This window comes from Rhodospirillaceae bacterium, from assembly GCA_018662005.1.
In the GTDB taxonomy this organism is placed as follows: Bacteria; Pseudomonadota; Alphaproteobacteria; order Rhodospirillales; family JABHCV01; genus JACNJU01.
Window position 1 is genome coordinate 40,559 of sequence record JABJHA010000044.1, and the last position, 22,683, is coordinate 63,241.

Below are 22,683 nucleotides of genomic sequence, written 5' to 3' on the forward strand. Positions count from 1 at the left end.
TTAGATTTTGACGCTTAACAGGCATGAACTTTGCCGTTAGATAAATAGTGAGAACAGCCAAGGCGCTTTGCCTCTTTCTTTGCATCGTCGCCGTTTTCCAGTCCGTCGATTGTGATCCAGCCCTCGGCCCGCAATTTGCGTCCCTCGGCGTTATCGGTCCCGCTGGCAAGGTATAAGCGTTTTTTTGCCTCCGCCGGTGCGATGGCGCGCAAAACGGAGTCCATGAACAGGGTCATGCCGGTCGCCGGTTCATCCTCACTTCCGGCCAGATAACGACCGCCACCGCCAAGTTCACCACGAACACCAGTCGAAAAAATGGTGAAAGTGACGCCCGAGTGATATTCCAGACCACGGCTTTCGACGGGATCGACCGTCAGGCTTAAATCGGCAGCGGCGCTGCGAATTTTCTCGACGACCTGTGCCAGCGACGCGAGTTCATTGGCTGCGGCTTTCGGCAACTTGAGTTTGGTCAGTGCCGCCAGGGCGTCATCAGCAGGCCCTGTGGCCTTCAGCATGGCTGTTAACTGGTCTGTTGTCGCCTTGCCAAGTTTTTTTGACAAAGCGCCCACGGCGGCTTCGTCCTTTCGGTCGAGGGCGACGCGTAAGGTGTCTCTGCTTTCATCATCAAGATCAATTTTTCCCAAAAGCGCCGGCACCAGTGTTGGCAGGGCCAGATCAATGGACAGGTCCTTGACCCCCACATCGCTTAACGCTTCAACGGCCATCAAAATCACCTCGGCATCGGCCTGCGGGTCCTGGCTGCCGAGCAACTCCGATCCGACCTGCCCAAACTGACGTTCGGGTCGCATTTGGGTGCCCCTAATTCTGAGGACCTGCCCCCCGTAACACAGCCTTAATGGGCGCGGTGAATTTTTCATTCGGGTGGTGGCGATACGCGCAACCTGCAGGGTCATATCGGCGCGAACGCCCATCATCCGCTGTGAAACCGGATCCATCAGCCGGAAAGTTTGGCCGGACATTGCCGCCCCGCTTCCGTCCAGCAAGCTTTCCTCAAATTCAATTAAAGGCGGTTTGACCCGATCATAGCCATGGGCCGAAAAACAGGCGATCAGACGCTCCGTCGCCGCCGCCTCACATTCGGCGTCTGGGGGGAGCACATCGCACATACCGGCTGGCAGCAGGGCTTTATCTGAAAAATCATTCATAATCGGGATCTGTGGAGGCCATTGATGTGAAGGCTAAACTCCGGGGTTTAGTACCCGGAATCCTTGATGACGGCAATTATAAAAGAAAAGAGGGGATTGATCAAAAAAGCTCAAAGGTCCGGCTGGTGATTGTTTTTCCCATATTTCCAACCATTTCAGGAATCATCGCCCGGATCAGCGATGCGCCATCTGATTGACCGAGATTAGCCACAGACCATGCCTGCCAGTGTCGTTTGCCGTTTGTCCGGTTGTCGATTGAAACTTCCAAACGGTACTGCGAGGGGGTCATGACGGAGGTTTCGCCCTTACCCTGGTTGAAGATGCCACCACTATTGCTGTCATACAGGTTGAACCGCATTCTGGCATCTTCGCCACCCTCGCGGCCGCCATGGGCGTCAAGTTCAAGAATCGCGCGTCTGTCGCGGGTTTTGTATGCGCCAAGCTCATCGCGAGTCTCAAAAGTGATAATCAATTGGGCATCGGCGCTGACCGAAAACCCTTGGCGGGTGAGAATCTGCTCGAATTCTTTTTTCAGCCGCATGTTTTGATCCGAATTATCCAGTGGCTGGACACTGAAAGCGGATCCCTGCGGCAGGGGCTTGTAGGCGATGGCGTTCAACAAGCCTTCCCCATAGCCTTGAGCAATGGCGGGCCCGGCGGACTGAACGAACAGGCCGAGAACAAAAACGACAGCCGAAAGAATGGAAAAGCGCCTCATGTTAGAGCCCTAAAGTACCCATAAAATGTGGAAAAACCCAGCAGCAGACTCAATTATCCGGCTCTCTTGGGTTCTGTGTCAACTCAGAATATGCGTAATAAATTGTTAAACAGTACCGGTCACACTCACGGCTTAGCCTATTGGGGTGAAAACCATGGTTTTAGAGACAATGAAAACACAAAACATATCATTCTTCCGCCCCGGCGGTGTCTTTGGCATTGGCCTTGTCGCCGGTCTTGTCGCCGGTTTCGCGATCTTGATTATTGCTGCCTAGTGTGATGGTTCTGAAGTATGGCTCATTAATTGAGCCATACTTCAGAGCCTGAATCACACGAGATTCAATATATACGTGGCCTGCTGATACCAGTAATTCATGATATGAATGACTGGTGCAGGACACTAGTCGAAAGTAACGGCAAGCGGTCCGCTTGAACTCGGCCAGACACCATCATCAATAACATTGGCTCCATTAAAGATCAGATAACCGCGTCGCCCGTAATGGGGCAGGGGTCTGAGCAGGGATTGCAATGCCTTGTTATCGGCGGCCTCGACAACCAGCAGGGGGTTGACCATTCCATTACTATCGGTCCATCGCCAGGCCCAAGCCCTGGCGCTTCCTCGTCCAAGCAGGGTTTTGGGGGTGGAAGGAAGGTTTCTTTCATGCAGAAATTGCGTAACCGTTTCAGTGGGCCCGATAATCAACAGCGGCCCCTGAAGGGGTGCCGTCATGGAATAATCGGCGAAGTGGGCCGGTCCATCGAGCATTTTGCCCGCAAGTTGTCTTGCGGTTTGTTCCATATCCGGGTTTGAGCCGGCAAAAACGACCGTGGTATCCGTATTCAAAGTTGTATCACGCAGGATCGGCGGCGCCTCGCTGGCGCCCAATCTGCGGAAAATATCAAAATCCGGATCAACGGTTATGGAAAGCGGACGGGCCGACAAAGGCAGTTCAACGCGCGAGGCTTCTCCATCGATTCCGGCCTGAAACATTTCTTCACCCTTTGTTGTTTGCAGCCGGATTGGCACTTCCAGAGAGTACGGTAGATCAGGTTGGGAAAGGGTGAAGGATATTCTGTCCACAGATTGGATGATGTCTGAAAGAACGATCCTGGCTGCCCCACTGCGATCAATCCATTGAGCAAAGAAAGCGCTTAAGTTCTGGCCGGATGTTTGCTCGAAAATGGCCTGGATTTCGGCCCAGCCTGCGGTGTTGAATTTGTACCGTGTCCAGAAATCCCGAATGCCCTGGGAGAAGCTCTGCTTGCCGATTGTTCTTTCAAGCATATGGAAAATGAAGGCAACCTTGTTGTAGCCAATGATCTGGGCAGCATCGTGCCGGCGAGAGATGAATGATCTGACCGCGTGATCGCGCCTTGGCGGCAGGGCTGCATAATCACGCAACCAGCCGGTTCGCATTTGTTTGCCTTTGTCCTGTTCGCGTTTTTCTGAAAAGGCGTAATCGGCCATGAAGGTGGTCAGGCCTTCGGCCCAGTTGCCGTTTTTGTAATCAACACGGACGCCATTTCCCCACCAGTTGTGCAGGACTTCGTGACCTAACGAGGTGAAGCGAATGAAGGGCAGACGCAACACCCGCTCCCCTATATAGGTCATGCCGACAAATCCCAAACCAACAGGCAAGGGGCCAGAAACGATAGAAAAGGATGAAAAGGGATAGTCTCCAATTAGCCTTGTGTAGTGATCAATGTAATTCGCTGTGGAGTCCAGGTAACCCGCGGACAGGTTTTCCAGACCTGGCGCAAAATAGGTTCTCAGAACAATTTCACCGTGGCGACGTTCCTCAACGCTGAATGGCCCGGCAATCAAAACGATGCCTTCGCTTGGAACTTCAGACTTGAAGACGGCGCGGTATTGGCCGGCTGTGGTTTCTTCCTTGATCAGACGTCCGGGGACAATAGCCTTTTGCGGCGCAGGCAGGGTCATGGTCAGCTGATAAGTCGCAGCGATACCCGGGACCATCGGATGCCAACCCGAACCTGAATCCAGATAGCTGCCATTTTTTGAAGCCATCAGGGGGGCAGGGCCGCTCTCTCCGGATCGTTCGGTCATTCTTGAAAGAAGCCCCTTATATTCAATGTCGACCACATGACTGGACCCTTCTCCCAGGTCAACACGCAGGATGTTTCCGTGTCTGATCTGGGCAATCTTGCGTTCATCAACTTTGACGCCGGTGATGACCATGCTTGCGGCAAGACGAAAATCAACTTTGCCGGTTCCCTGAATATGCAGACGGTCACGGACCTCCAATGCTCGTGCCCCGGGGTCAAATCGAAGGGTCATCTGGTGGTCAATGGTATTGATGCCTGCCTGGGCAAAGTCGGCGAAAAGCCAGATCATCAAGAGGGCAGTTGAGAAAACGGCTGGGAAGTTCATGGATGTTTCGGGAGTTTCTTCTGAAGGGGAAATTTGGCGACAATATCGAGCTGTTTGCCATCGCGCAGGATAACAAGCGGCAGCCACGTGCCCGGGTTCATGGCGCGAATCGTGGTCACCAGTTCCACCGTCTTCGTCATTTTCATCCCGGCTGCCTGAACGATAATATCATCCCCTTCAAGCCCGGCAGCGGCAGCGACGCTGGCCTCAACGACCTTGATGATGCGGATCCCTTTGTCGCTGTTTTCGATCTGCACGCCAAGCAAGGGATGGGCAGGCCCTGAAGCCCTTGCGGGTCCATCCACGCCAAACACGGCATCAGCAATGGCCAGGCCATCACGGCTTTTTAACTGGTCGCAAGATAACTCCTTGTCCCAGGGCAGCAGGATGGCCGCATTGTCGATCCCCAAATCGGACAGTTGATGGGAAATGCCAAAGCCGTACTCCACATGGCCGCGCCCGACAATGGCGACGACAAGGGGTTCGCCACCGGCCATTCTGACATGGGCCAGGGATTCGGCCATTGCCCGGTCCCAAAGGGTCTGAACTTCGATAAAGCTTTCAAACCTTTTTTGATCGGCCGGGCTTAAGGGTGTTTCCTTCTTGTTATTTTCATCGCCATGCATTTGGAACACCTCGGCCAGGCTTTCCCTGTAAGCCTTCGATGGGGGTAAGGGGTCGCCGACGCCTTCGCGCTGTTTCGTGTCAATTGATGCCCAGCCTTGATGTCTTACGGCCCGGATCAGGTCTCGTTCCACATTCAGGGCGCGCATAGGAATGCGGTGCATACGGGCAAAGTGAAAAAGTGGCATGTAGATGTCCGGGTCATAGCGCCAGACTTCGTTCCAGCGGCTGAGTTCAATGAATTTTTTCTCGTCCAGCTCGCCCCTGATCCAGCGGTCAAGAACCGGTTGCACAGCCCGTGGGAAAGCTTCAAAACCAAGCACCATATTGGGATTGCGGCCATACAGACCAGCCAGAGTATGAAGCTGCCAGCGGTGATGCTCAGCACTGGTATGGGCTTCCCCTAACAACACAATGGGACGCTTGGCCATAGCCTTAAGTAAGGCTGTCTGTTTGATTTCTGAACCGTTTTTCGGTGATTGCCAGTGTCCGGGTGCAACACAGGCCGTGCCGCCCTTATTTTGCCCGGCAGCCATGACGTGCCCTGACTGAATGAGCAATATAACAAATGAAAGCCATTTGAGAGATTGGGCGAGGGAAAATATCTTTGAATGCATGGTCTTCAATCATAACCCGTAAAGTGCGGCGACAATAAGGATTTCAATGGTCAATATTTCAGTGTAGTTGCGAAAAGACACGGACAGCCATATTCTATGAAGATATCCTCATTCAGGCTCCATCAGGGCTTGTTTTATATCTTCTGGAGAGAACTCGGTTGAAATCGCGTAAAGCTCCTGAAAAAACCAAACAACACATACTGGTGGCGATGGCCAGTGCTGCTCACGGGCGCGCCATTCGGGCGATGCTGGCTGTTGATCATTATCGCCTGTCGTACGCCCCTGATATGCAAAGCGCCATTGAACATCTGCAAATGAAGACCTTTGATGCGATTATTCTTGATTCGGCACCGTGGCAAGCCGGTCGTAAGAGTCAGGGCCGGAAAATCATCAAGGCGGCTGCAGGCTGGCCCGTCATCGTCTTGCCGGCGGGTATCGAAGGGACGGCAGCATCAATCAGGGCATTCGGTGTTGATGCCCGCTATCTGTCCTGGGACCACGTCGATGGGGCGCTTTTGACGGCTACTATTTCGTCAGTTGTTTCCATTCATCAGGAAGGATTAGCCCTGCGTGAAAGCGAAGACAGGTTTTCCCGGGCTTTCCGATCAGCCCCGGGGATGTATGCCATTTCGACGCCGAAAAATGGTCGTCACGTCAACGTCAACGAAGCCTGGCTAAAGGCATTGGGATACAGGCGACGTGAGGTTATTGGTAAAACCGCCCGTGAACTGAATTTATGGCCTTACCCGAAGGACCGCAAACGCCTGCTCAACGAGATGGCCGAGAAAGGCTCGGTGCGGCAATTTGAAACCCAATTACGGACCAAGAAAGGCAGCCTCCTGGATTTGCAGATCGCCGGTGAAATGATTGAAATTGGTGGCCAGCCGCATTTGTTGCTGGTCGCCTTTGATATTACAGAGCGCAAGCAGGCAGAAATCCAGATTAAGCAAAGTGAAGAGCGCGCACGTGCGGCAGAGAAAGTTATTTCTGACGCTTTGGATAACATTTCCGAAGGCTTTTCGATTTATGATTCCGAAGACCGGCTGGTCAGCTGGAATCAGACCTGGATGGAAATTTATCAATATTCTCCTGAAATGATAAAGCCGGGAATGGAATACGAGGCCCTCAACAGGTTTGACGTCAAACAAAAGGTCATCGATGAGGATTGGAGGCCGGGTGAAGTTTATCTCAAGGAGCGGACGGCATATCGCAGGAGTTTAAAAAGATCGTATGAATTCAAGTTGAGTAACGGCAAATGGATAAGCGTCCGTGAACGCCGGACCTCTGATGGCGGCATTGTAGGTATCCAGACCGATATTACCGATTTGAAACGGGTCGAGGAAAGTCTTCGCAAATCCCATGATGAACTCGAACTGCGTATCCACGAAAGAACCCGGCAACTTCGCGAGGAGGTAGAGGAACGCAAGCGGACAATGGCGGCCCTTAAGGTCAGTGAGCAACGTCTGCGCGACATGGCTGATGCCGCTACGGACTGGCAGTGGGAAACGGATGAAAATTTTCGCTACACGCGCTTTTCCGACACAATTCTCTCTGTGCTTAATATTGACCCAAAAAAATTACTTGGGAAAACCCGGCTGGCCGTTGTTGTTGATGGGGTCGAGAACTTGGACGGCGAAAAATGGCTGCAACATGTCGATGATCTGGAAAACCATCGCCCCTTCAGGGATTTTGAGTACGCCCACAAACATCCCGATGGACACGTCTTGCATATACGCGTCAGTGGCAAACCAGCCTTCGATGAGAAGGGGAAGTTTACCGGTTACCGGGGCACCGGTTCTAACATCACAACCCAGGTCGATGCCGAAACAAGTGCGGCCAGTGCACAACGGCAATTGAACGATGCCATCGAAGGGATATCCGATGCCCTTATTCTTTTTGATAACGATGATCAGATGGTGATGTGTAACAGCCGTTATCGGGAAATATTCTCACCCATCGCAGACAAACTTGTGCCAGGCTTGAGGTTTAAGGAACTTTGTCGCCTTGTTTCAAGAAGCCGGATATTCATATTCGCCGATGATTCGTCCGAAAAGTGGCTGAATGAAAGATTGGCGGGTCACAAAAAAGAAAATATGCGATATGAGCAGCCCCTGAATAATGGACGTTGGGTGAATGTTATTGAATACCCGACCAGCGACGGCGGCATCCTGATTTTGCTGACCGATATTACGGAACTGCGTCAAAGTGAGGAAGAATTACGCAGAGCCCGTGATCAGGCGGAAGTTGCCAATCGGGCGAAATCGGATTTCCTTGCTGGTATGAGCCACGAATTACGGACCCCCTTAAATGCCATCATCGGGTTTTCAGACGCCATGCGTACACAGTTGTTCGGCCCTATTGAACAACCCCGTTACATCGAATACCTGGGCAACATTCACGATTCGGGTATTCATTTGCTGCAGTTGATTAATGATATTCTCGATATTTCCAAGATCGAGGCGGGCGCCTCCGAAATGAATGAAAGCCGGTTTAGTGTTAGCCCCGTCATGGACCGCGCCCTGCGTCTCGTTAAAAACCGGGCAGTGGAGGGCGGGGTCAGCCTTACCAAGATCATCCCCGGAACATTGCCGTCACTTTATGGCGATGAGAGACGCTTTTTACAGGTTGTCCTGAATATTTTATCAAACGCCATCAAGTTCACGCCTAAGGGTGGTGATGTGAAAATTTCCGCAAAAGTGGAAAAAAATGGCGATATGGCGATCCGTATCAGCGATAACGGAATGGGCATCAAGAAGGCGGATATTAAAAAAGTGATGACCGAATTTGGTCAGATAAACAACAGTCTGGCAAAACCGAAAGAAGGCACCGGCTTGGGTTTACCCTTGAGCAAGGGCTTGATGGAAATGCATGGGGGAACGCTCAGCCTTGAAAGCAAAATCAAGGTCGGAACCGTTGCCACTTTGCGGTTTCCTGCCCACCGGGTTGGCAAGGGATGACATCAAAGGGCGTTATTGCCGCTGGCCACGAGGCAACGGCGAAGGCGGGGCAGGTCGTGCTGAAAGAAGGCGGCAATGCCTTCGATGCGGTTCTGGCGGCGCTTTGTACGGCTTGTGTAGCAGAGCCGGTTTTGGCTTCCCTGGGCGGCGGTGGATTTTTACTTGCTCACCCTTGCGGTGGCAAGCCGCTGCTTTATGATTTTTTTGCCCAAACCCCACGCCATCGTGACACCGGGGGGGAGATTGATTTCTTCCCGATCATTGCCGACTTCGGTCAGGCCGAGCAGGAATTCCACATTGGCATGGGCACTTTGGCCACTCCCGGTGTCGTCAAGGGGCTGTTTGAGGTTCATAAAGACCTTGGCAAAATGCCGATCGCCAAAATCGTCGAGCCGGCCATTGAACTGGCAAAGGGTGGTGTCCGCATCAATCGTCTTCAGGCTTATATTTCTACTGTTGTTGAAAAAATTTATATTTCCAATGAAACCTGTTTGAACGCCTATGGCTCACCGAACCAACCGGGAGAATTGGCCCGGGAAGGCGATACGCTGGCATTCCCGGATTTTGCCGATACCCTTGATAGCCTTGCGCGCGAAGGTGAAGACCTGTTTTACCGGGGTGAAATAGCCGCTGCCCTGGCGACTGATAGCGCCCAGGGCGGCGGATACCTTCGCCGCGATGATATGGAGTGTTATCAGTTAGAGCGCCGCCAACCTCTTGAATTATCTTACGCTGATGCCAGAATCTTGACCAATCCACCACCCTCAACGGGGGGGATTCTGATCGCCTTCGCCTTGGCCTTGTTAGGTGAAGACGCCTTTAGGAATGAAAAGTTTGGCAGTCAGCACCATCTTCAAAAATTAATCAGCGCCATGATGCTAACGAATGAAGCCAGGATCGAAAGCAACCTGCATCAGAATTTGGGGCAAGGGGCGGCCGATACCCTGCTTGACCCCGGCTTTTTGGAAAGCTATCGCAAACGCATCCTTGGCCGGCCAAAAGCACATCGCGGCACCACCCAAATCAGTGTTATCGACAACGCTGGAAATGCGGCTTCCCTGACCTTGTCCAATGGTGAAGGTTCAGCCTATATCGTGCCGGATACCGGCATCATGATGAACAACATGCTGGGCGAAGAAGATATCAATCCCCATGGTTTCAATCAGTGGCCGGAGGATATCCGCATGTGTTCAATGATGACGCCAAGCCTGATTGAAGGCAGGAACGGCGAAATAACGGCGCTGGGCTCAGGTGGTTCAAATCGTATCCGTACCGCCATTTTACAGGTGATCATCAACCTGATCGATTTCAGAATGCCATTGTGCGAGGCCATTGAAAGCCCGAGACTTCATTTTGAGAAGGGACTGTTGAGCGTTGAGGACGGTTTTGACGAAGCCGAACTGGCCTCCTTGCAGGGGCAAGTAAGCAACGTCAAAGCCTGGGGTGAACGCAACATGTTTTTTGGTGGCGTGCATGCTGCCCATTATGAACCCGTAGCGGGTCACCTGGAGGGCGCAGGTGATCCTCGTCGCGGCGGTATCTGTCTTAGGGCTTAATTTTTTGAAGTGGCATTTAATACGATCTGTGACCTCTGTCACAGGCTGTTGGAAATACCCGATTTTTCTAAAGAACGATTAAGGAGCCCGGTGGTTAAGCGGTTTTGAGGGAACGTTTTTGGTGTCGAAATTAAGAAACGCGATCAACATCTGAGAGCCCAATATGATAGGCAGGGCAGCCAGAATAACAGTGCCGGCAGTGGCCGGAATTCCGGTTTCGGCGCTCTCAGTCCATGAGTAAATCCCGTAAACCACACCAAATAACAACAGTAACTTGCCAAGCACAAGTTCGATCGAGGCGATCCCGAAATCGCGAATGAAGTAATTATAGAAAATTCTTTTGACCGCATTGACGTAATGTCTTGCCGCAAAACTCACGATAACGTTGTGTATTTTAAGGCTGCTTTCTTCATCGCCGTATCTGGCAGGCATGGGGATATCGATGACAACACCCCGCATCATGTTCAGGCGAAACAGCATATCGGACTCAAAGAAAAATCCGTTATCGATCTTATCGAAGGGCAAACGCCGGGCAGCGTCGATATGAATGGCGGTAAATCCATTTGTCGGATCGAACACATTCCAGTAACCGCTTGAAACTTTCGAGGCAAAGGATAGCACCAGATTGCCAAAAATTCGCACTCGCGGCATATCAGACAGGCCATCCAGGTTATAAAACCGGTTGCCTTTGGCGTAGTCGGCAACACCATCAAGCAGCGGGGCGACCAGATCGGAAATTAGAGAAGGGTCCATTTGCCCATCGCCATCAACCTTGACGATGATTTCAGCCCCTGCCTCAATGGCCCGCCTGTAGCCGCTCATGGTTGCCCCGCCGACACCTGTATTGACGTCGTGGATCAGGACTTCCACTCGGGGGTCCTTGCAATTGTTTTTGACGTACTCCCCGGTGTTTTCGGGGCAGGCGTCGTCAATAACGATAATCCGGCTGACTTCTGCACCAAGTGACTTGATGACATCAAGAATTCGCCTGGTTTCCCGGAAGCAGGGGATGACAACGGCAATGTTGGTTTCGTTTATATCGCTCATGGAGGCGCCCATCGTTTAAATATTCTCGCGCTCAAGATAGACGCCGGACCAGCCGGGTGCAAGTCGGTCAGGGAGTTGACAGTATGTGTCCTTATAAACGAATAACAAGAATATCCGTTGAAGGGTGGAAATATCTGTAATATGGGCCAAACACGTAAAATTGTTGGATTTTCGAGTGGGAACAGCGACGTGGATGAAGCCAATGAACAGAGTCTCAGGGGCGTCGAGCTTTTTGCTGCCTTGAGCAAGGATGAACTGGCGAGCGTTGAACAACGTTGCCGCTGGCGTTTATTCGCACCCCATCAACAGATTATTGACAGGGAAAGCCCTTCACGAGATGTCTTCTTCGTTGTCCGGGGGAAAGTCCGTATTGTTAATTATTCCTTTTCCGGACGCGGTATCACCCTTGATGAATTGTATGAAGGTAGTTACTTCGGTGAATTGTCCGCAATTGACAGCGAGCCGCGCTCGGCCAGGGTGATTTCAATATCGGAATCCCTGATCGGCTCCCTGCCACAAAAGTTTTTCCTGGAGACACTGGAAACCCATCCAAAGCTGGCTCTACTGGTGATGGCGCATTTGTCGAAATTACTGCGTGGCGCCAACCAGCGAATCATGGACCTGAGCACCCTCGGCGCCAATAACCGGGTTCATGCCGATTTGTTGCGACTGGTTGGCGACATTGATGAGGATATACCGTTAGCAATTATTGATCCGGTGCCGGTACATAACGATATCGCCAGCCGGGTCAGTACGACCCGTGAAACCGTTGCCCGGGTGATGAACGACTTGGCGCGTCGGGGAATCGTCGAGAAAAAGGGTACAGCCCTTCATATCAAGGACGTTCATCGTTTGCGTGATATGGTCGAAGAGGTTCGCGGCGAGTAAGAAACTCAGCCCAGGAAGGAAGAAATGGTTTCCAGGAATTTGGGAACTGAAATCGGCTTGGCGATGTAGCCCTCACAGCCGCCCTCAAGTATTTTTTCTTCATCACCTTTCATGGCGAAGGCGGTAACGGCGACAACCGGGATGTTTTTCAGGTCATCATCGGCTTTTAGCATTTTGGTGATTTCCAGGCCGGAAATTTCAGGTAACTGAATATCCATCAAAATCAGGTCAGGATGATGTTCACGGGCAAGTCCAATTGCTTCGCGACCATCCGTTGTTTGTACCGTTCCATATCCATGAGCTTGAAGAAGATCATTGAAGAGCTTCATATTCAATTCGTTATCTTCAACGATAAGAATGGTCTTGGACATATCAGCAAAGTTTCCTGATTTCAGGCGATTTTTTTTCGTTGTTAATGAACGAAAACATCTTCAAACGTGTACTTTAACGAAAGAGCACAATTTTATGATGGATGATTCCAATAGCCGTGTCAAACCCTGCGAAAAGCGGCAAAACCCCCTACATCAAAGGTATTAATGCAGATTATTTAATCTTGGCTTCTTTGAAAATCACATGCTTGCGCACGACGGGATCGTATTTACGAAATTCCATCTTTTCAGTCTGGTTGCGGGGGTTCTTTTTGGTCACGTAATAGAACCCGGTATCAGCGGTGCTAACCAATTTGATCAGGATAGTATTGGGCTTTGCCATCGTTTTGTTCCGAACAGATAAATCAAGGTGTTATCAGGCGGCGCACAATACAGTGCGCATGAACCTTGTCAAGGTCTAGCGCGCCGCCGCTGCGGATGCTGATAAATTCAAGGTCCGGGCGTACAGGGCCTTACTGTTTAACAGTGCTTCAGCGACCTTGCTATCAAGTTGTAATTTACGGCGTTCAGGCGGGCAGAAAGCACGCAATTCCTGACGCTGCTCTTTCTCCTGGAAGCTCGTCCTGCGCCAGCCTTCCATGACGGCGGCGGTTTTGATTCTTTCACTTAAAGCCCGGGCGATAATGGCCTCACCGTCAATCCTGTTGCCATCAATGCTGCTGGTGCAGATGGTTGGATAGACGCCAAGACCATGCAGGACGAATCCGGAAGGGGCAATAAGGCGGGACCAGGTCAGGGTAATCTCCCCCTCATTGGGTAACCTGATAACCGTCTGCACGGTACCTTTGCCGAATGATGACGTGCCAATGACGACGGCGCGACCCCTGTCTTGCAAGGCTGCCGCCGCAACCTCTGCCGCCGAAGCGGATTTCCCATCGACCAGAACGACAACCGGGCGACCGTATGCCATGTCACGGCCGCCTGCGTCATAGGATTGCAGGCTGTCAGGATGGCGGCCACGGGTTTCCGATATACGACCCTGGGCCAGGAACAAATCGGCGACTTGAATTGACTGCTTCAACAATCCGCCCGGATTGCCGCGCATGTCGAGAACAATTCCCTTGATGTCGTCGCCTAAATTGGTGCGGGCTTTCTTCAGTTTGTTCAAAAGGTTCCGCGCCGTGCGTTGGTTAAAGGTACTGATTTTAAGATAAACGATGCCGTTCTTATGGCCGTAAGACACGGTGTCGGGGACAATGTGGGCGCGATCAAGTTTAACAATAAGTGGCGCGTTTTCCCCTTTGCGCTCAATTTGAAGGGTGATTTCCGAATGAATAGGGCCACGCAATTGTTCAGAAACCTGTGCCTGTTTCAGGCCGTCTAACACCTTGCCATCGGCGTGGGTGATGCGGTCGCCTTTCAAGATGCCAGCTTTCAGGGCCGGTGTATCGGGCATCACAAAGATAACTTGTGGGAGGTTTTTAATAATGCGAAAACGCACGCCAATGCCGCCAAAACCGCTGCGCTTGGCGCGATTCCTTTTAGCTTCCCTTGAGCCGGCGTAGCGTGAATAGATGTCCAGGTTTGAAAGAATGCCATCGAAGACAGCTTCGTATATTTTTTCCGCACTGGCCTTTCTCATTTCCGTCGATTGCTGACGGCCAAGGGCCGTAATGTGAACAGTTAATTCGGCCCACCCTTCAGCATCATCACCGGCGGGGGCCGCAATCCGCTTGGTAAGGTTGCCGGAAAACTTGACGATGACTTCACCATCATCCGTTTCGACGGTGATGGCCGGATCAATCGATCCCAACCCGTGCAGGCCCTCCATGGCAAACTGGCTCACGGCTACGACCTCGATGTAACGTTCCCTGATGCTCTCATAACCGGCGGTGAAAACCTCTTTCGCGGCCGGTAAGGGGTAGTCATCGTCGGATGTAAGTGGTGGACGTTGAGGCGCACAAGCGGCGACAAGCAATGTCACCAGAACAATGAGAACACCCGGCAGATTGCGCTTATCTACGTTCATAGCATCAAGTTTCCCCGATTCTGACCGTTATACCAAGGTTCAATGTTTTGTTCGTGCTTTTCTGCGCCCGGCCCGGGATTTTGATTTTGATTTTTTTACGGTTTTTTTTGGTTTTTTTGAAGACGGGCCCCTGGCGCGTGCCGTCGCCCTTTTAGGGCTTTGCAGGGCTTCTCCATCGATGACCTGCATGATCATCGAACCGGTCACCGGATCGGCTTCCATCAACATGACATCGACTTTGTCGCCAAGACGGAAAACCCTTTTGGAGCGCCGTCCCCGTAACAGATGCCGGGTTTCGTCATGAATATAATAATCGTCGGGTAAGGAGCGCATGGGCACAAGCCCATCTGCGCCGCTATCATCAAGGGTGATAAAAAGACCGAAGCGGGTAACGCCATTGACCCTGCCGGGAAAAATAGAGCCGACTTTTTCGGCCAGAAACAAGGCGCAGAACCTGTCGACGGAACTACGTTCCGCCGCGGCCGCCCGGCGTTCATTTTTAGAAAGGCTTTCACCCATTCGTGCGAAGTCGCGGGTGTCATCTGCAAGACCGCCATCGCCCAGAGCCAGACCACTGATCAGCGCCCGATGCACCAACAGATCAGCGTAGCGCCTGATTGGCGAGGTGAAGTGACAGTAACGCCTGAGCGCTAACCCGAAATGGCCAATGTTTTCTGGATTGTATTCGGCCTGACTCTGGCTTCTTAAGACCACATCGTTGACCAGCGAGGCATTGGGCGTGTCTTTGACCTTTTCCAGAATCCGGTTGAAAACCTCGGCCCTGATCACCTGTCCCTTGGCCAGGCGAATAGACAGGCTGTCCAGGAACTGGCGCAGACTTTCCATTTTCTCCATGGAAGGTTCGTCGTGAATTCGGTACATGCAGGGTTGGCGTTTTTTCTCCAGCGTTTCGGCTGCCGCGACATTGGCGGTGACCATGAATTCCTCAATCAGCTTGTGGCTGTCAAAGCGTTCACGCATGTCGACCCGTTCGACCTTGCCGTCCGTGCCGATGACGATGCGCCGTTCGGGCAAGTCCAGTTCCAGGACGCCACGCTTGTGTCGGGCCTTGTTCAGGACCTCATAAGCCCCGTACAGGGGCGCTATGACATTCTGTGCCAAGGGAGCCGTGTTGTCATCGGCATGACCGTCACGGGCTGCCTGGACCTGTTCATAGGTCAGTCGCGCATGTGAACGCATCAAGGCGCGAACAAAGCGGTGTTTGGTCAGTTCGCCTGCGGCGTTGATCCACATGTGGGCTGCCATGCACGGGCGATCTTCACCCGGGACCAGTGAGCACCAGCCATTGGACAAGGCCTCTGGCAGCATGGGAACGACCCGGTCCGGGAAGTAGACCGAATTGCTGCGCTCGTAAGCACCAATGTCTAATGCATCACCGGGTCTGACGTACCAGGCGACATCGGCGATGGCGACAATCAGGTGCCAGCCGTCGGCATTCTTTTTGTCCGTGTCGGGCTCGGCAAAGACGGCGTCGTCGAAGTCGCGGGCGTCGGCCCCGTCAATGGTGACGAGCGGGATATCACGCAAGTCTTCGCGTTTGCCTAGCGGCGCGGCCTTGGCGGCGTCGGCAAGATCAAGCGCCTGGCTGGAAAAGTCATAGGGAATGTCATGGTCATGGATGGCGATCAGGCTAATGGATGTGGCTTTGCCTTCGGTGTCCAGTCGTTCCAGCACCTTGGCCAGCCGCAGTCCGGTGCGGCGACCGGGCAGGATTTCGCAACGCACCAGATCACCCTCCCGGGCGTCCAGGCTATCACCCCTGGCGATAAAATAATCGCCCTTGGCTTTGCGGCTGGTTGATTTCAACCGGCCCTGTCCTTCGACGAGGGTGTAGATACCCAGAATTTTTTCAGCAGCTGCACCAATGCGGCGAATTGTCCGGCCTTCATAGGATTTATCCTCACCGCGGGCGAGCCGGGCGAGAACCCGGTCACCGGGGGCAAGGGCAGGGCTGCCACGACGTTCGGGGGCCATGTAGATGGCCGGTGGTGGGGTCTCTTCATCCCAGGTCATGGGTTTGGCGCGAATTTCGCCATCCGTGTCAGGGCCAATAATAACAACGACGGTGACCGGCGGCAGGCTTCCCGGTTCGGTGTAGCGGCGGCCCGGATTGCGCTGAACCTGGCCGTCTTCTTTCATTTCCTTGAGCAGCTTTTTAAGTTGCATTTTTTGGGCGGTGTCGAGCCGGAAGGCACGGGCAATTTCGCGTTTGCCAACCCGGCCCGGTGTTTCCTCGATAAATTTCAGGATCTCTTCGCGGCTCGGAAAGGGCGATTGCGTTTTTGGTTTTTTGGTCAACGTTGCTCAGCCTTCAGGGCAGTTCCGGATTGATCAAACCTGATCCGATCTGGCGGCGGCGTCTTTTTCAGGAGCTTTCTTTTTCGCAGCCTTCTTTTTGGCAGGTTTCTTTTTTGCTGCCGCCTTCTTCTTGCCGCCTTTGCCGTTTGCGGCCTTGGCATCAACAAGGGCGATGGCGTCCTCAAGGCTTAAGGTATCGGCATCGGTGCCCTTGGGAATATTAGCGCGGACCATACCGTGGGAGACAAACGGTCCCCAGCGCCCACTTTTGATGCTCACCGGTTTTTTACTTTTTGGATGATCGCCAAGCACCTTGGGCGGGTCTTTCTTCGGCGCAGCCTCAATCAGGTCAATGGCCCGGTTGATGCCGATGGTGAGGACGTCATCATCGCCTTTAAGAGACAGGAAAAGCCCGCTGTATTTCAGATAAGGCCCAAAACGCCCGAGTCCGGCCTGGATCATGTCGCCGGTTTCCGGCCAGATACCGATGTCGCGGGGTAGCGCCAAAAGGCCCATCGCCTTGTCAAAATCGACATCTCCGGGCGGCAAACCGCGTGGCAGCGAGGCCCGTTTCGGTTTGGTTTTCTTCTTCTTTTTGCCCTCGCCAATTTCTTCAACTTCGCCCAATTGTACGTAATTGCCGTAAGGGCCTTTGCGTAGCGAGACATCAAGGTCGGTTGCCGGGTCTTTGCCAAGTACCACAGGCCCGGCGTCAGCAATCCCTGCGCCGTCTTCGTCACTGACCACAAGGGGGCGGGTGTAGCGGCAGTCGGAATAGTTGGAACAGCCTATGAAGGCACCAAACTTGCCGAGTTTCAGGCTTAGCTGACCGTCCTCGCATGACGGGCAGGCGCGTGGATCTTTGCCATCGCCATTGTCATGGAAGAAATGTGGCCCCAGCAGTTCATTGAGATTGTCCAGAACATCGCGGACCCTGAGTTCCTTGGTGCCCTCAACGGCTTTCGAGAAAGAGTCCCAGAATTCGCGCAACACGTCTTTCCAGGCAATGCGACCGCCGGAAATATCGTCGAGCTTTTCTTCCAGCTCGGCGGTGAAGTTGTATTCCACGTATTTTGCGAAAAAGCTGCTCAGGAAAGCGGTAACAAGGCGGCCCCGGTCATCGGGCTGGAAACGGCGCTTGTCCAGGATCACGTAGTTGCGATCCTGAAGCACGGAAATGATCGACGAATAGGTCGAGGGTCTGCCGATGCCAAGCTCTTCCATGGTCTTGACCAACGAGGCTTCAGAATAACGCGGCGGCGGCTGGGTAAAGTGCTGATCAGGTTCGACAGACGTGCGGGTCATGGCATCGCCTTCATTCATATCGGGAAGGATGCGGTCCTTGTCGTCATCGGATTTCTTGTCGTCGCTATCTTGATAGACTTTCAGGAAGCCATCAAAGGCAATGACTGAACCGGTTGCGCGCAGGGTTGTCTGCCCGTCTGGCGAGGTCAGGTCTGCCGCGACCTGGTCCATGACGGCGGCTTCCATCTGACTGGCGACAGTGCGCTTCCAGATCAGCTCGTAGAGCTTGCGCTGGTCATCATCAAGATACTGGGCGACATCGGCGGGTTTGCGTTTGAAGTCTGTCGGACGCACCGCTTCATGGGCCTCCTGGGCGTTTTTCGCCTTGGTCTTATAGATACGCGGGCTTGCGGGCAGATAGTCTGCGCCGAAGGAGCCGCCAATCAGGTCGCGGGCCGCGCTGATCGCTTCGTTGGATATTTGCACGCCGTCAGTTCGCATATAGGTAATCAGGCCGACCTGTTCGCCATCGATATTGAAACCTTCATAAAGGCGCTGGGCGACCTGCATGGTTCGCTTGGTGGTGAAATACAGCTTGCGCGAGGCGTCCTGCTGCAAGGTCGAGGTGGTAAACGGAGCCGCCGGATTGCGCCTGGATTGTTTGCGCTCGACCTTGTTAACCGTAAAGTCAGCCGCTTCGATGGTGGCGACGGCCCGCTTGGCATGGTCTTCATTGGCAATGGACATCTTGTCCAGTTTCTCACCATTAAGGTGGGTGAGAGAGGCTTTGAAGGGCGCGTCGGTGGGGGTGTTGAATCCGGCTTTGATCGACCAGTATTCCTGTGGCTGGAAAAGTTCGATTTCGGTCTCGCGCTCGCAAATCAAACGCAAGGCAACCGATTGCACACGCCCGGCGGAACGTGAACCGGGCAGTTTGCGCCACAAAACCGGCGATAAGGTAAAGCCGACCAGATAATCGAGCGCTCGGCGCGCCAGGTAAGCGTCAATCAACGGCAAGTCCAGATCACGCGGATGCTCAAAAGCCTCAAGGATGGCGCTCTTGGTGATTTCGTTGAAGACGACGCGCTTGACCTCTACGTCCTTCAACAATTTCTTTTTTTCCAGAACGTCCAGCACATGCCAGGAAATGGCTTCGCCTTCACGGTCCGGGTCAGTGGCCAGAAACAGGTTATCGGCTTTTTTGACGGCGGCGGAAATTTCCTTGATTTGCTTTTGTGATCTGGCGTCGATTTCCCAATTCATCGCGAAATCTTCGTCCGGGCGTACCGAGCCATCCTTGGAGGGCAAGTCACGAACATGGCCATAACTGGCAAGGACGGTAAATTCCGAACCCAGATATTTGTTGATTGTTTTGGCCTTGGCCGGTGATTCGACAATGACGACGTTCATGTTTATCCGCAGCTTTCGCTTAATTCAGAATGATTGAAACCTTGTTGCCGGGATGTCTTTCAAGACGGCCTGCCAGTTCCATTTCCAGCAGCACCATCGACACAACGGCAGGGGACAATTGGCAGTTGCGGATGATTTCGTCAACACAAACGGACTCCAAGCCAAGACTTTCTTCTATCACGGGGCGGGCTTTGGCAATGTCTTTCTCGTCGGGTGCAGGCATGAGTTTTCTTTCAAAATCAAAGGCTTCTGGCTCCCTGGCAAGGGGCCTACCGGTGCCGCTCAGGGCCTCGAAAACATTTTCCGCCTTCTCGACCAAAATGGCGCCCTGACGGATCAGGCGGTTGCCGCCGTGTGATCTGGGGTCGCCGGGACTGCCTGGAACTGCAAAGACATCGCGCCCTTGCTCTAAGGCCATGCGGGCGGTGATCAGGGATCCGGATTTTGCCCCAGCTTCAATGACAACAACACCCCTGGCTATCCCTGATATGATTCTGTTGCGTCTGGGGAAGTGACGGGCCTGTGGGCGGGTGCCGGGGGCAATTTCCGAAACCAGCGCACCGCGATCCTTCAGGGCTTCATAAAGTTCGGCATTTTCCTTTGGGTAGATGATATCGACACCGCCGGCGACGACGCCGACAGTACCGCTTTCCAAGGCTCCGGCGTGGGCTTCCGCGTCGATACCCCGGGCCAGACCTGAAACCACCATGTAGCCGCCCCGGCCCAGGTCAGTGGCGATTTCGCGGGCGAATTTCTTGCCGTTGATGGAGGCATTTCGGGCGCCGACCACGGCAATGGCCTTCTTGGTCAGTAAATGTGGATGGCCAATGACGCTGATTAGCGGCGGGGCGTCTTCAATATGGTGCAAAAGGTTAGGATAGCCGGGTTCGCTCCAGCCGATCAATTGCGCCCCGAGCTTTTCCAGAGAGCTGATTTCATCTTCCGCAACCGACTTGGCCGCAACCTTGATTGTTTTTTTACCGCCGCGGCGAGCGAGGTCAGGAAGCGCATCCAGGGCTGCGCGGGCACTGTCAAATCGTTCCAGGAGTTTAAAGAATGTGATTGGCCCGACATTCTCGCTACGAATCAAACGCAGCCAGTCGAGTTTTTCGGATTGCGAGAGTTGTTTCCGTTGCTTTTCACTCATGGGGCGTGAGAGTGGCCGAGGTCACAGGTTGCGTCAAGTGCACTGATGATGCACGTTGGCTGATGACCTACGAAGAATTTAACCAATATTGTCAGTCGTTACCCCAAACCACATACGTTATGCAATGGGGCGGCTCGCATGTCTGGAAAGTCGGCGACAAGGTCTTTGCCATTGGCGGTTGGGAAAACGGCAAATATCCCGGCGTGACCTTCAAGGTTTCTGAAATAGCCTATGAGATGTTATCGGATATGCCGGGGCTTCGCCCGGCTCCGTATTTGGCTTCACGCGGAATGAAGTGGATACAGCATTTCGCAGAACCGGGACTTTCCGACGACGAACTGAAAACCTATCTGGCCGAATCCTACCGACTGGTTTCCCTGAATTTGACCAAGAAGCTGCAAAAACAGTTGGGCCTCAATCAGGATTAGGCTTTCTTTTTACCAATCTTCGATTCTTCGCCCTTGATCAGCCGGGAAATGTTTTCGTGATGGCGGATGATTGACAGGATGGCCAGCAGGGCGGCCAGGATGGCGACATCAGGGGCATTCATCCACCAGGCGTAAAAGGGCGAGGCGGCAAGTGCAATCAATGCCGATAAGGATGAATAACGGAAGATCGCGGCAGCGAGCAACCATGTGGCGCAGGCGCCAAGCCCAACCGGCCATGCGACGGCGATGAGCACACCCAGGGTGGTGGCGACACCCTTGCCGCCTTTGAATTTCAGCCAGACCGGAAAATTATGACCCAGGATCGCGCCGCCACCGGCAATCAACCCGGCCAGCGGATCGAAGCTGCTCAGCAGCAATGCCGCCGCTGCCCCTTTGCCCGAATCGAGCAGTAACGTTGCCAGCGCCAGTGGTTTGTTGCCGGTGCGAAGCACATTGGTGGCACCGATGTTGCCCGAACCAATGTCGCGGATATCACCCAGCCCCGCTAGGCGCGTCAACACCAGCCCGAAGGGGATAGAACCGATCAGGTATCCACCGAGTAGCGCCACAAGGTGCAGGGGACCGAGTTCAGGCATCGTGCTCAAACACCGTGCGTCCATCGACGAAGGTCTTCAGCACCAACCCTTGTACAAGGTGTCCGTCAAATGGTGAGTTCTTGGAAATACTGTGCATCTTGTCGGCGTCAATTTTCCGGCCGCGATCGAGGTCAATCAGGGTCAGGTCGGCGGCTGCACCTTTTTCCAGCCGTCCGGCTTTAAGGCCAAGAAGATCAGCCGGGGCGTTGGTGATCAGTGCCAGGGCGGCAAGCAGGCCCATGTGGCCACCATGAAAGAGCCCCAATGTCACAGGTAGCAGGGTTTCAAGGCCAACACCGCCGAAAGCCGCCTGGGCGAAGGGCAAGCGCTTGGATTCCTCGTCATGGGGGGCGTGATCGGACGCAATGGCATCGATGGTGCCGTCCTTCAAGCCTTCAATAACCGCCAGTCGATCTTCTTCGGCACGCAGTGGCGGCGACAGCTTGGCAAAGGTTCGGTAATCACCAACGGCGATCTCGCTTAAGGCAAAGTAGGGCGGGGCGGTGTCACAGCTGATGTTAAGATCGCGGGCCTTGGCTTTTCTGACCACGTCGATGGCTTCAGCCGTTGATAAGTGGGCGAAGTGAAGTCTGCCGCCGCTCATCTCGGCGAGGCGGATGTCACGTTCGACCATGATGATTTCTGCTTCCCGTGGAATACCGCCAAGGCCCAGCCGTGTTGCCGTCTCGCCAGCGTTCATAACGCCTCCACGGGCCAGGCTTGGTTCTTCGGCGTGCTGGATAATCATCTGACCGAAATTCGATGCATAACTTAAGGCGCGACGCATGATTTGCGCGTCACTGACGGGCTTGATGCCATCGGTGAAGGCCAGCGCCCCGGATTCCGACAGCAAGCCGATTTCGGCAAGCTCCTCGCCCTTCAGACCCTTTGTTACGGCGCCGTAGGGGTAGACTTTTGCGAGCCCCAGTTTACGGGCCCGTCTGGCAACAAATTCCAGCACTGACATATCGTCGATCACCGGATTGGTGTTGGGCAAACAAACCATGGAGGTGACGCCGCCCGCCGTTGCCGCGTGCCCCGCCGATTCCAGGGTGCCTTTGTATTCCTCGCCGGGTTCACGCAACTGCACGCGGATATCGACCAGTCCCGGCATCAGGCAGTGACCCTGACAGTCGATGGTGGTGATATCTTCGGGCACACCCCCGGAAAACAGATCCGGGCCAAAATCGCTGATCATCTCGCCTTCGCTAAGCAG

The 22,683-nt window shown here is 53.6% G+C and carries 17 protein-coding genes; 4 read left to right on the forward strand and 13 right to left on the reverse strand.

Annotated elements, in window-relative coordinates; all coding sequences use genetic code 11:
- Nucleotides 1-14 precede the first annotated feature (14 nt).
- The 4 genes from HOL66_15995 to HOL66_16010 form a co-directional block, all read right to left on the reverse strand.
- A complete protein-coding gene (locus HOL66_15995; GenBank protein MBT5245736.1) occupies nucleotides 15-1,166 on the reverse strand; it encodes an ATP phosphoribosyltransferase regulatory subunit in 1,152 nt (383 codons plus the stop codon).
- A gap of 100 nt (nucleotides 1,167-1,266) precedes the next feature.
- A complete protein-coding gene (locus tag HOL66_16000) occupies nucleotides 1,267-1,884 on the reverse strand; it encodes a hypothetical protein (GenBank protein ID MBT5245737.1) in 618 nt (205 codons plus the stop codon).
- A 399-nt stretch (nucleotides 1,885-2,283) separates the two neighbouring features.
- A complete protein-coding gene (locus HOL66_16005; GenBank protein ID MBT5245738.1) occupies nucleotides 2,284-4,275 on the reverse strand; it encodes a M1 family peptidase in 1,992 nt (663 codons plus the stop codon).
- On the reverse strand, nucleotides 4,272-5,435 hold the full coding sequence (locus HOL66_16010) for a PDZ domain-containing protein (GenBank protein ID MBT5245739.1): 1,164 nt from the start codon (nucleotides 5,433-5,435) through the stop codon (nucleotides 4,272-4,274). The genes HOL66_16005 and HOL66_16010 overlap by 4 nt, the downstream gene beginning before the upstream one ends.
- Before the next feature lie 239 nt (nucleotides 5,436-5,674).
- Here HOL66_16010 and HOL66_16015 point away from each other — a divergent pair, with 239 nt between their 5' ends.
- Both HOL66_16015 and ggt read left to right on the forward strand, forming a co-directional pair.
- A complete protein-coding gene (locus HOL66_16015; protein ID MBT5245740.1) occupies nucleotides 5,675-8,473 on the forward strand; it encodes a PAS domain S-box protein in 2,799 nt (932 codons plus the stop codon).
- Nucleotides 8,470-10,029, forward strand: a complete 1,560-nt coding sequence (gene ggt / locus HOL66_16020; protein MBT5245741.1) for a gamma-glutamyltransferase — start codon at nucleotides 8,470-8,472, stop codon at nucleotides 10,027-10,029. The genes HOL66_16015 and ggt overlap by 4 nt, the downstream gene beginning before the upstream one ends.
- Before the next feature lie 78 nt (nucleotides 10,030-10,107).
- Here ggt and HOL66_16025 read toward each other — a convergent pair whose 3' ends face one another.
- On the reverse strand, nucleotides 10,108-11,076 hold the full coding sequence (locus HOL66_16025; GenBank protein MBT5245742.1) for a glycosyltransferase family 2 protein: 969 nt from the start codon (nucleotides 11,074-11,076) through the stop codon (nucleotides 10,108-10,110).
- A gap of 141 nt (nucleotides 11,077-11,217) precedes the next feature.
- Here HOL66_16025 and HOL66_16030 point away from each other — a divergent pair, with 141 nt between their 5' ends.
- Entirely contained in the window at nucleotides 11,218-11,964 is a 747-nt protein-coding gene (locus HOL66_16030; protein MBT5245743.1) for a Crp/Fnr family transcriptional regulator, read from the forward strand.
- Between the two features lie 5 nt (nucleotides 11,965-11,969).
- Here the strand turns inward: HOL66_16030 and HOL66_16035 are convergent, their stop codons facing one another.
- The 6 genes from HOL66_16035 to dprA all read right to left on the reverse strand — a co-directional run bounded on the left by HOL66_16035 (nucleotide 11,970) and on the right by dprA (nucleotide 20,443).
- The gene (locus HOL66_16035) at nucleotides 11,970-12,335 is read right to left on the reverse strand and encodes a response regulator (GenBank protein MBT5245744.1); all 366 of its coding nucleotides are present in this window, start codon (nucleotides 12,333-12,335) and stop codon (nucleotides 11,970-11,972) included.
- A 172-nt stretch (nucleotides 12,336-12,507) separates the two neighbouring features.
- Nucleotides 12,508-12,675, reverse strand: a complete 168-nt coding sequence (rpmG, locus tag HOL66_16040; protein ID MBT5245745.1) for a 50S ribosomal protein L33 — start codon at nucleotides 12,673-12,675, stop codon at nucleotides 12,508-12,510.
- A 75-nt stretch (nucleotides 12,676-12,750) separates the two neighbouring features.
- Nucleotides 12,751-14,322: a PDZ domain-containing protein gene (locus tag HOL66_16045; protein MBT5245746.1), complete on the reverse strand. Its 1,572-nt coding sequence runs from the start codon at nucleotides 14,320-14,322 to the stop codon at nucleotides 12,751-12,753.
- Between the two features lie 39 nt (nucleotides 14,323-14,361).
- On the reverse strand, nucleotides 14,362-16,593 hold the full coding sequence (gene rnr / locus HOL66_16050) for a ribonuclease R (GenBank protein MBT5245747.1): 2,232 nt from the start codon (nucleotides 16,591-16,593) through the stop codon (nucleotides 14,362-14,364).
- Between the two features lie 81 nt (nucleotides 16,594-16,674).
- Nucleotides 16,675-19,296: a type I DNA topoisomerase gene (gene topA, locus HOL66_16055; GenBank protein MBT5245748.1), complete on the reverse strand. Its 2,622-nt coding sequence runs from the start codon at nucleotides 19,294-19,296 to the stop codon at nucleotides 16,675-16,677.
- A 19-nt stretch (nucleotides 19,297-19,315) separates the two neighbouring features.
- Nucleotides 19,316-20,443 (reverse strand): DNA-protecting protein DprA, encoded by a 1,128-nt coding sequence (dprA, locus tag HOL66_16060; protein ID MBT5245749.1) that lies wholly within the window; start codon nucleotides 20,441-20,443, stop codon nucleotides 19,316-19,318.
- A 62-nt stretch (nucleotides 20,444-20,505) separates the two neighbouring features.
- On the opposite strand from dprA, the gene HOL66_16065 reads away from it, so the two are divergent.
- A complete protein-coding gene (locus HOL66_16065; GenBank protein ID MBT5245750.1) occupies nucleotides 20,506-20,871 on the forward strand; it encodes an MmcQ/YjbR family DNA-binding protein in 366 nt (121 codons plus the stop codon).
- Here the strand turns inward: HOL66_16065 and plsY are convergent.
- Nucleotides 20,868-21,467: a glycerol-3-phosphate 1-O-acyltransferase PlsY gene (gene plsY / locus HOL66_16070; GenBank protein ID MBT5245751.1), complete on the reverse strand. Its 600-nt coding sequence runs from the start codon at nucleotides 21,465-21,467 to the stop codon at nucleotides 20,868-20,870. The two genes, HOL66_16065 and plsY, sit on opposite strands and share 4 nt — an antisense overlap.
- Entirely contained in the window at nucleotides 21,460-22,665 is a 1,206-nt protein-coding gene (gene pyrC / locus HOL66_16075) for a dihydroorotase (protein MBT5245752.1), read from the reverse strand. The genes plsY and pyrC overlap by 8 nt, the downstream gene beginning before the upstream one ends.
- Nucleotides 22,666-22,683 lie beyond the last annotated feature (18 nt).

Coding starts and splice junctions, on each gene's coding strand:
- HOL66_16000 (MBT5245737.1), bottom strand. CDS start 1,884: ATGAGGCGCTTTTCCATTCTTTCGGCTGTCGTTTTTGTTCTCGGCCTG.
- HOL66_16065 (MBT5245750.1), top strand. CDS start 20,506: ATGACCTACGAAGAATTTAACCAATATTGTCAGTCGTTACCCCAAACC.
- HOL66_16025 (MBT5245742.1), bottom strand. CDS start 11,076: ATGAGCGATATAAACGAAACCAACATTGCCGTTGTCATCCCCTGCTTC.
- ggt (MBT5245741.1), top strand. CDS start 8,470: ATGACATCAAAGGGCGTTATTGCCGCTGGCCACGAGGCAACGGCGAAG.
- topA (MBT5245748.1), bottom strand. CDS start 19,296: ATGAACGTCGTCATTGTCGAATCACCGGCCAAGGCCAAAACAATCAAC.
- HOL66_16030 (MBT5245743.1), top strand. CDS start 11,218: ATGGGCCAAACACGTAAAATTGTTGGATTTTCGAGTGGGAACAGCGAC.
- HOL66_15995 (MBT5245736.1), bottom strand. CDS start 1,166: ATGAATGATTTTTCAGATAAAGCCCTGCTGCCAGCCGGTATGTGCGAT.
- rpmG (MBT5245745.1), bottom strand. CDS start 12,675: ATGGCAAAGCCCAATACTATCCTGATCAAATTGGTTAGCACCGCTGAT.
- plsY (MBT5245751.1), bottom strand. CDS start 21,467: ATGCCTGAACTCGGTCCCCTGCACCTTGTGGCGCTACTCGGTGGATAC.
- pyrC (MBT5245752.1), bottom strand. CDS start 22,665: ATGATCAGCGATTTTGGCCCGGATCTGTTTTCCGGGGGTGTGCCCGAA.
- HOL66_16005 (MBT5245738.1), bottom strand. CDS start 4,275: ATGAACTTCCCAGCCGTTTTCTCAACTGCCCTCTTGATGATCTGGCTT.
- HOL66_16045 (MBT5245746.1), bottom strand. CDS start 14,322: ATGAACGTAGATAAGCGCAATCTGCCGGGTGTTCTCATTGTTCTGGTG.
- dprA (MBT5245749.1), bottom strand. CDS start 20,443: ATGAGTGAAAAGCAACGGAAACAACTCTCGCAATCCGAAAAACTCGAC.
- HOL66_16010 (MBT5245739.1), bottom strand. CDS start 5,435: ATGGCTGCCGGGCAAAATAAGGGCGGCACGGCCTGTGTTGCACCCGGA.
- HOL66_16035 (MBT5245744.1), bottom strand. CDS start 12,335: ATGTCCAAGACCATTCTTATCGTTGAAGATAACGAATTGAATATGAAG.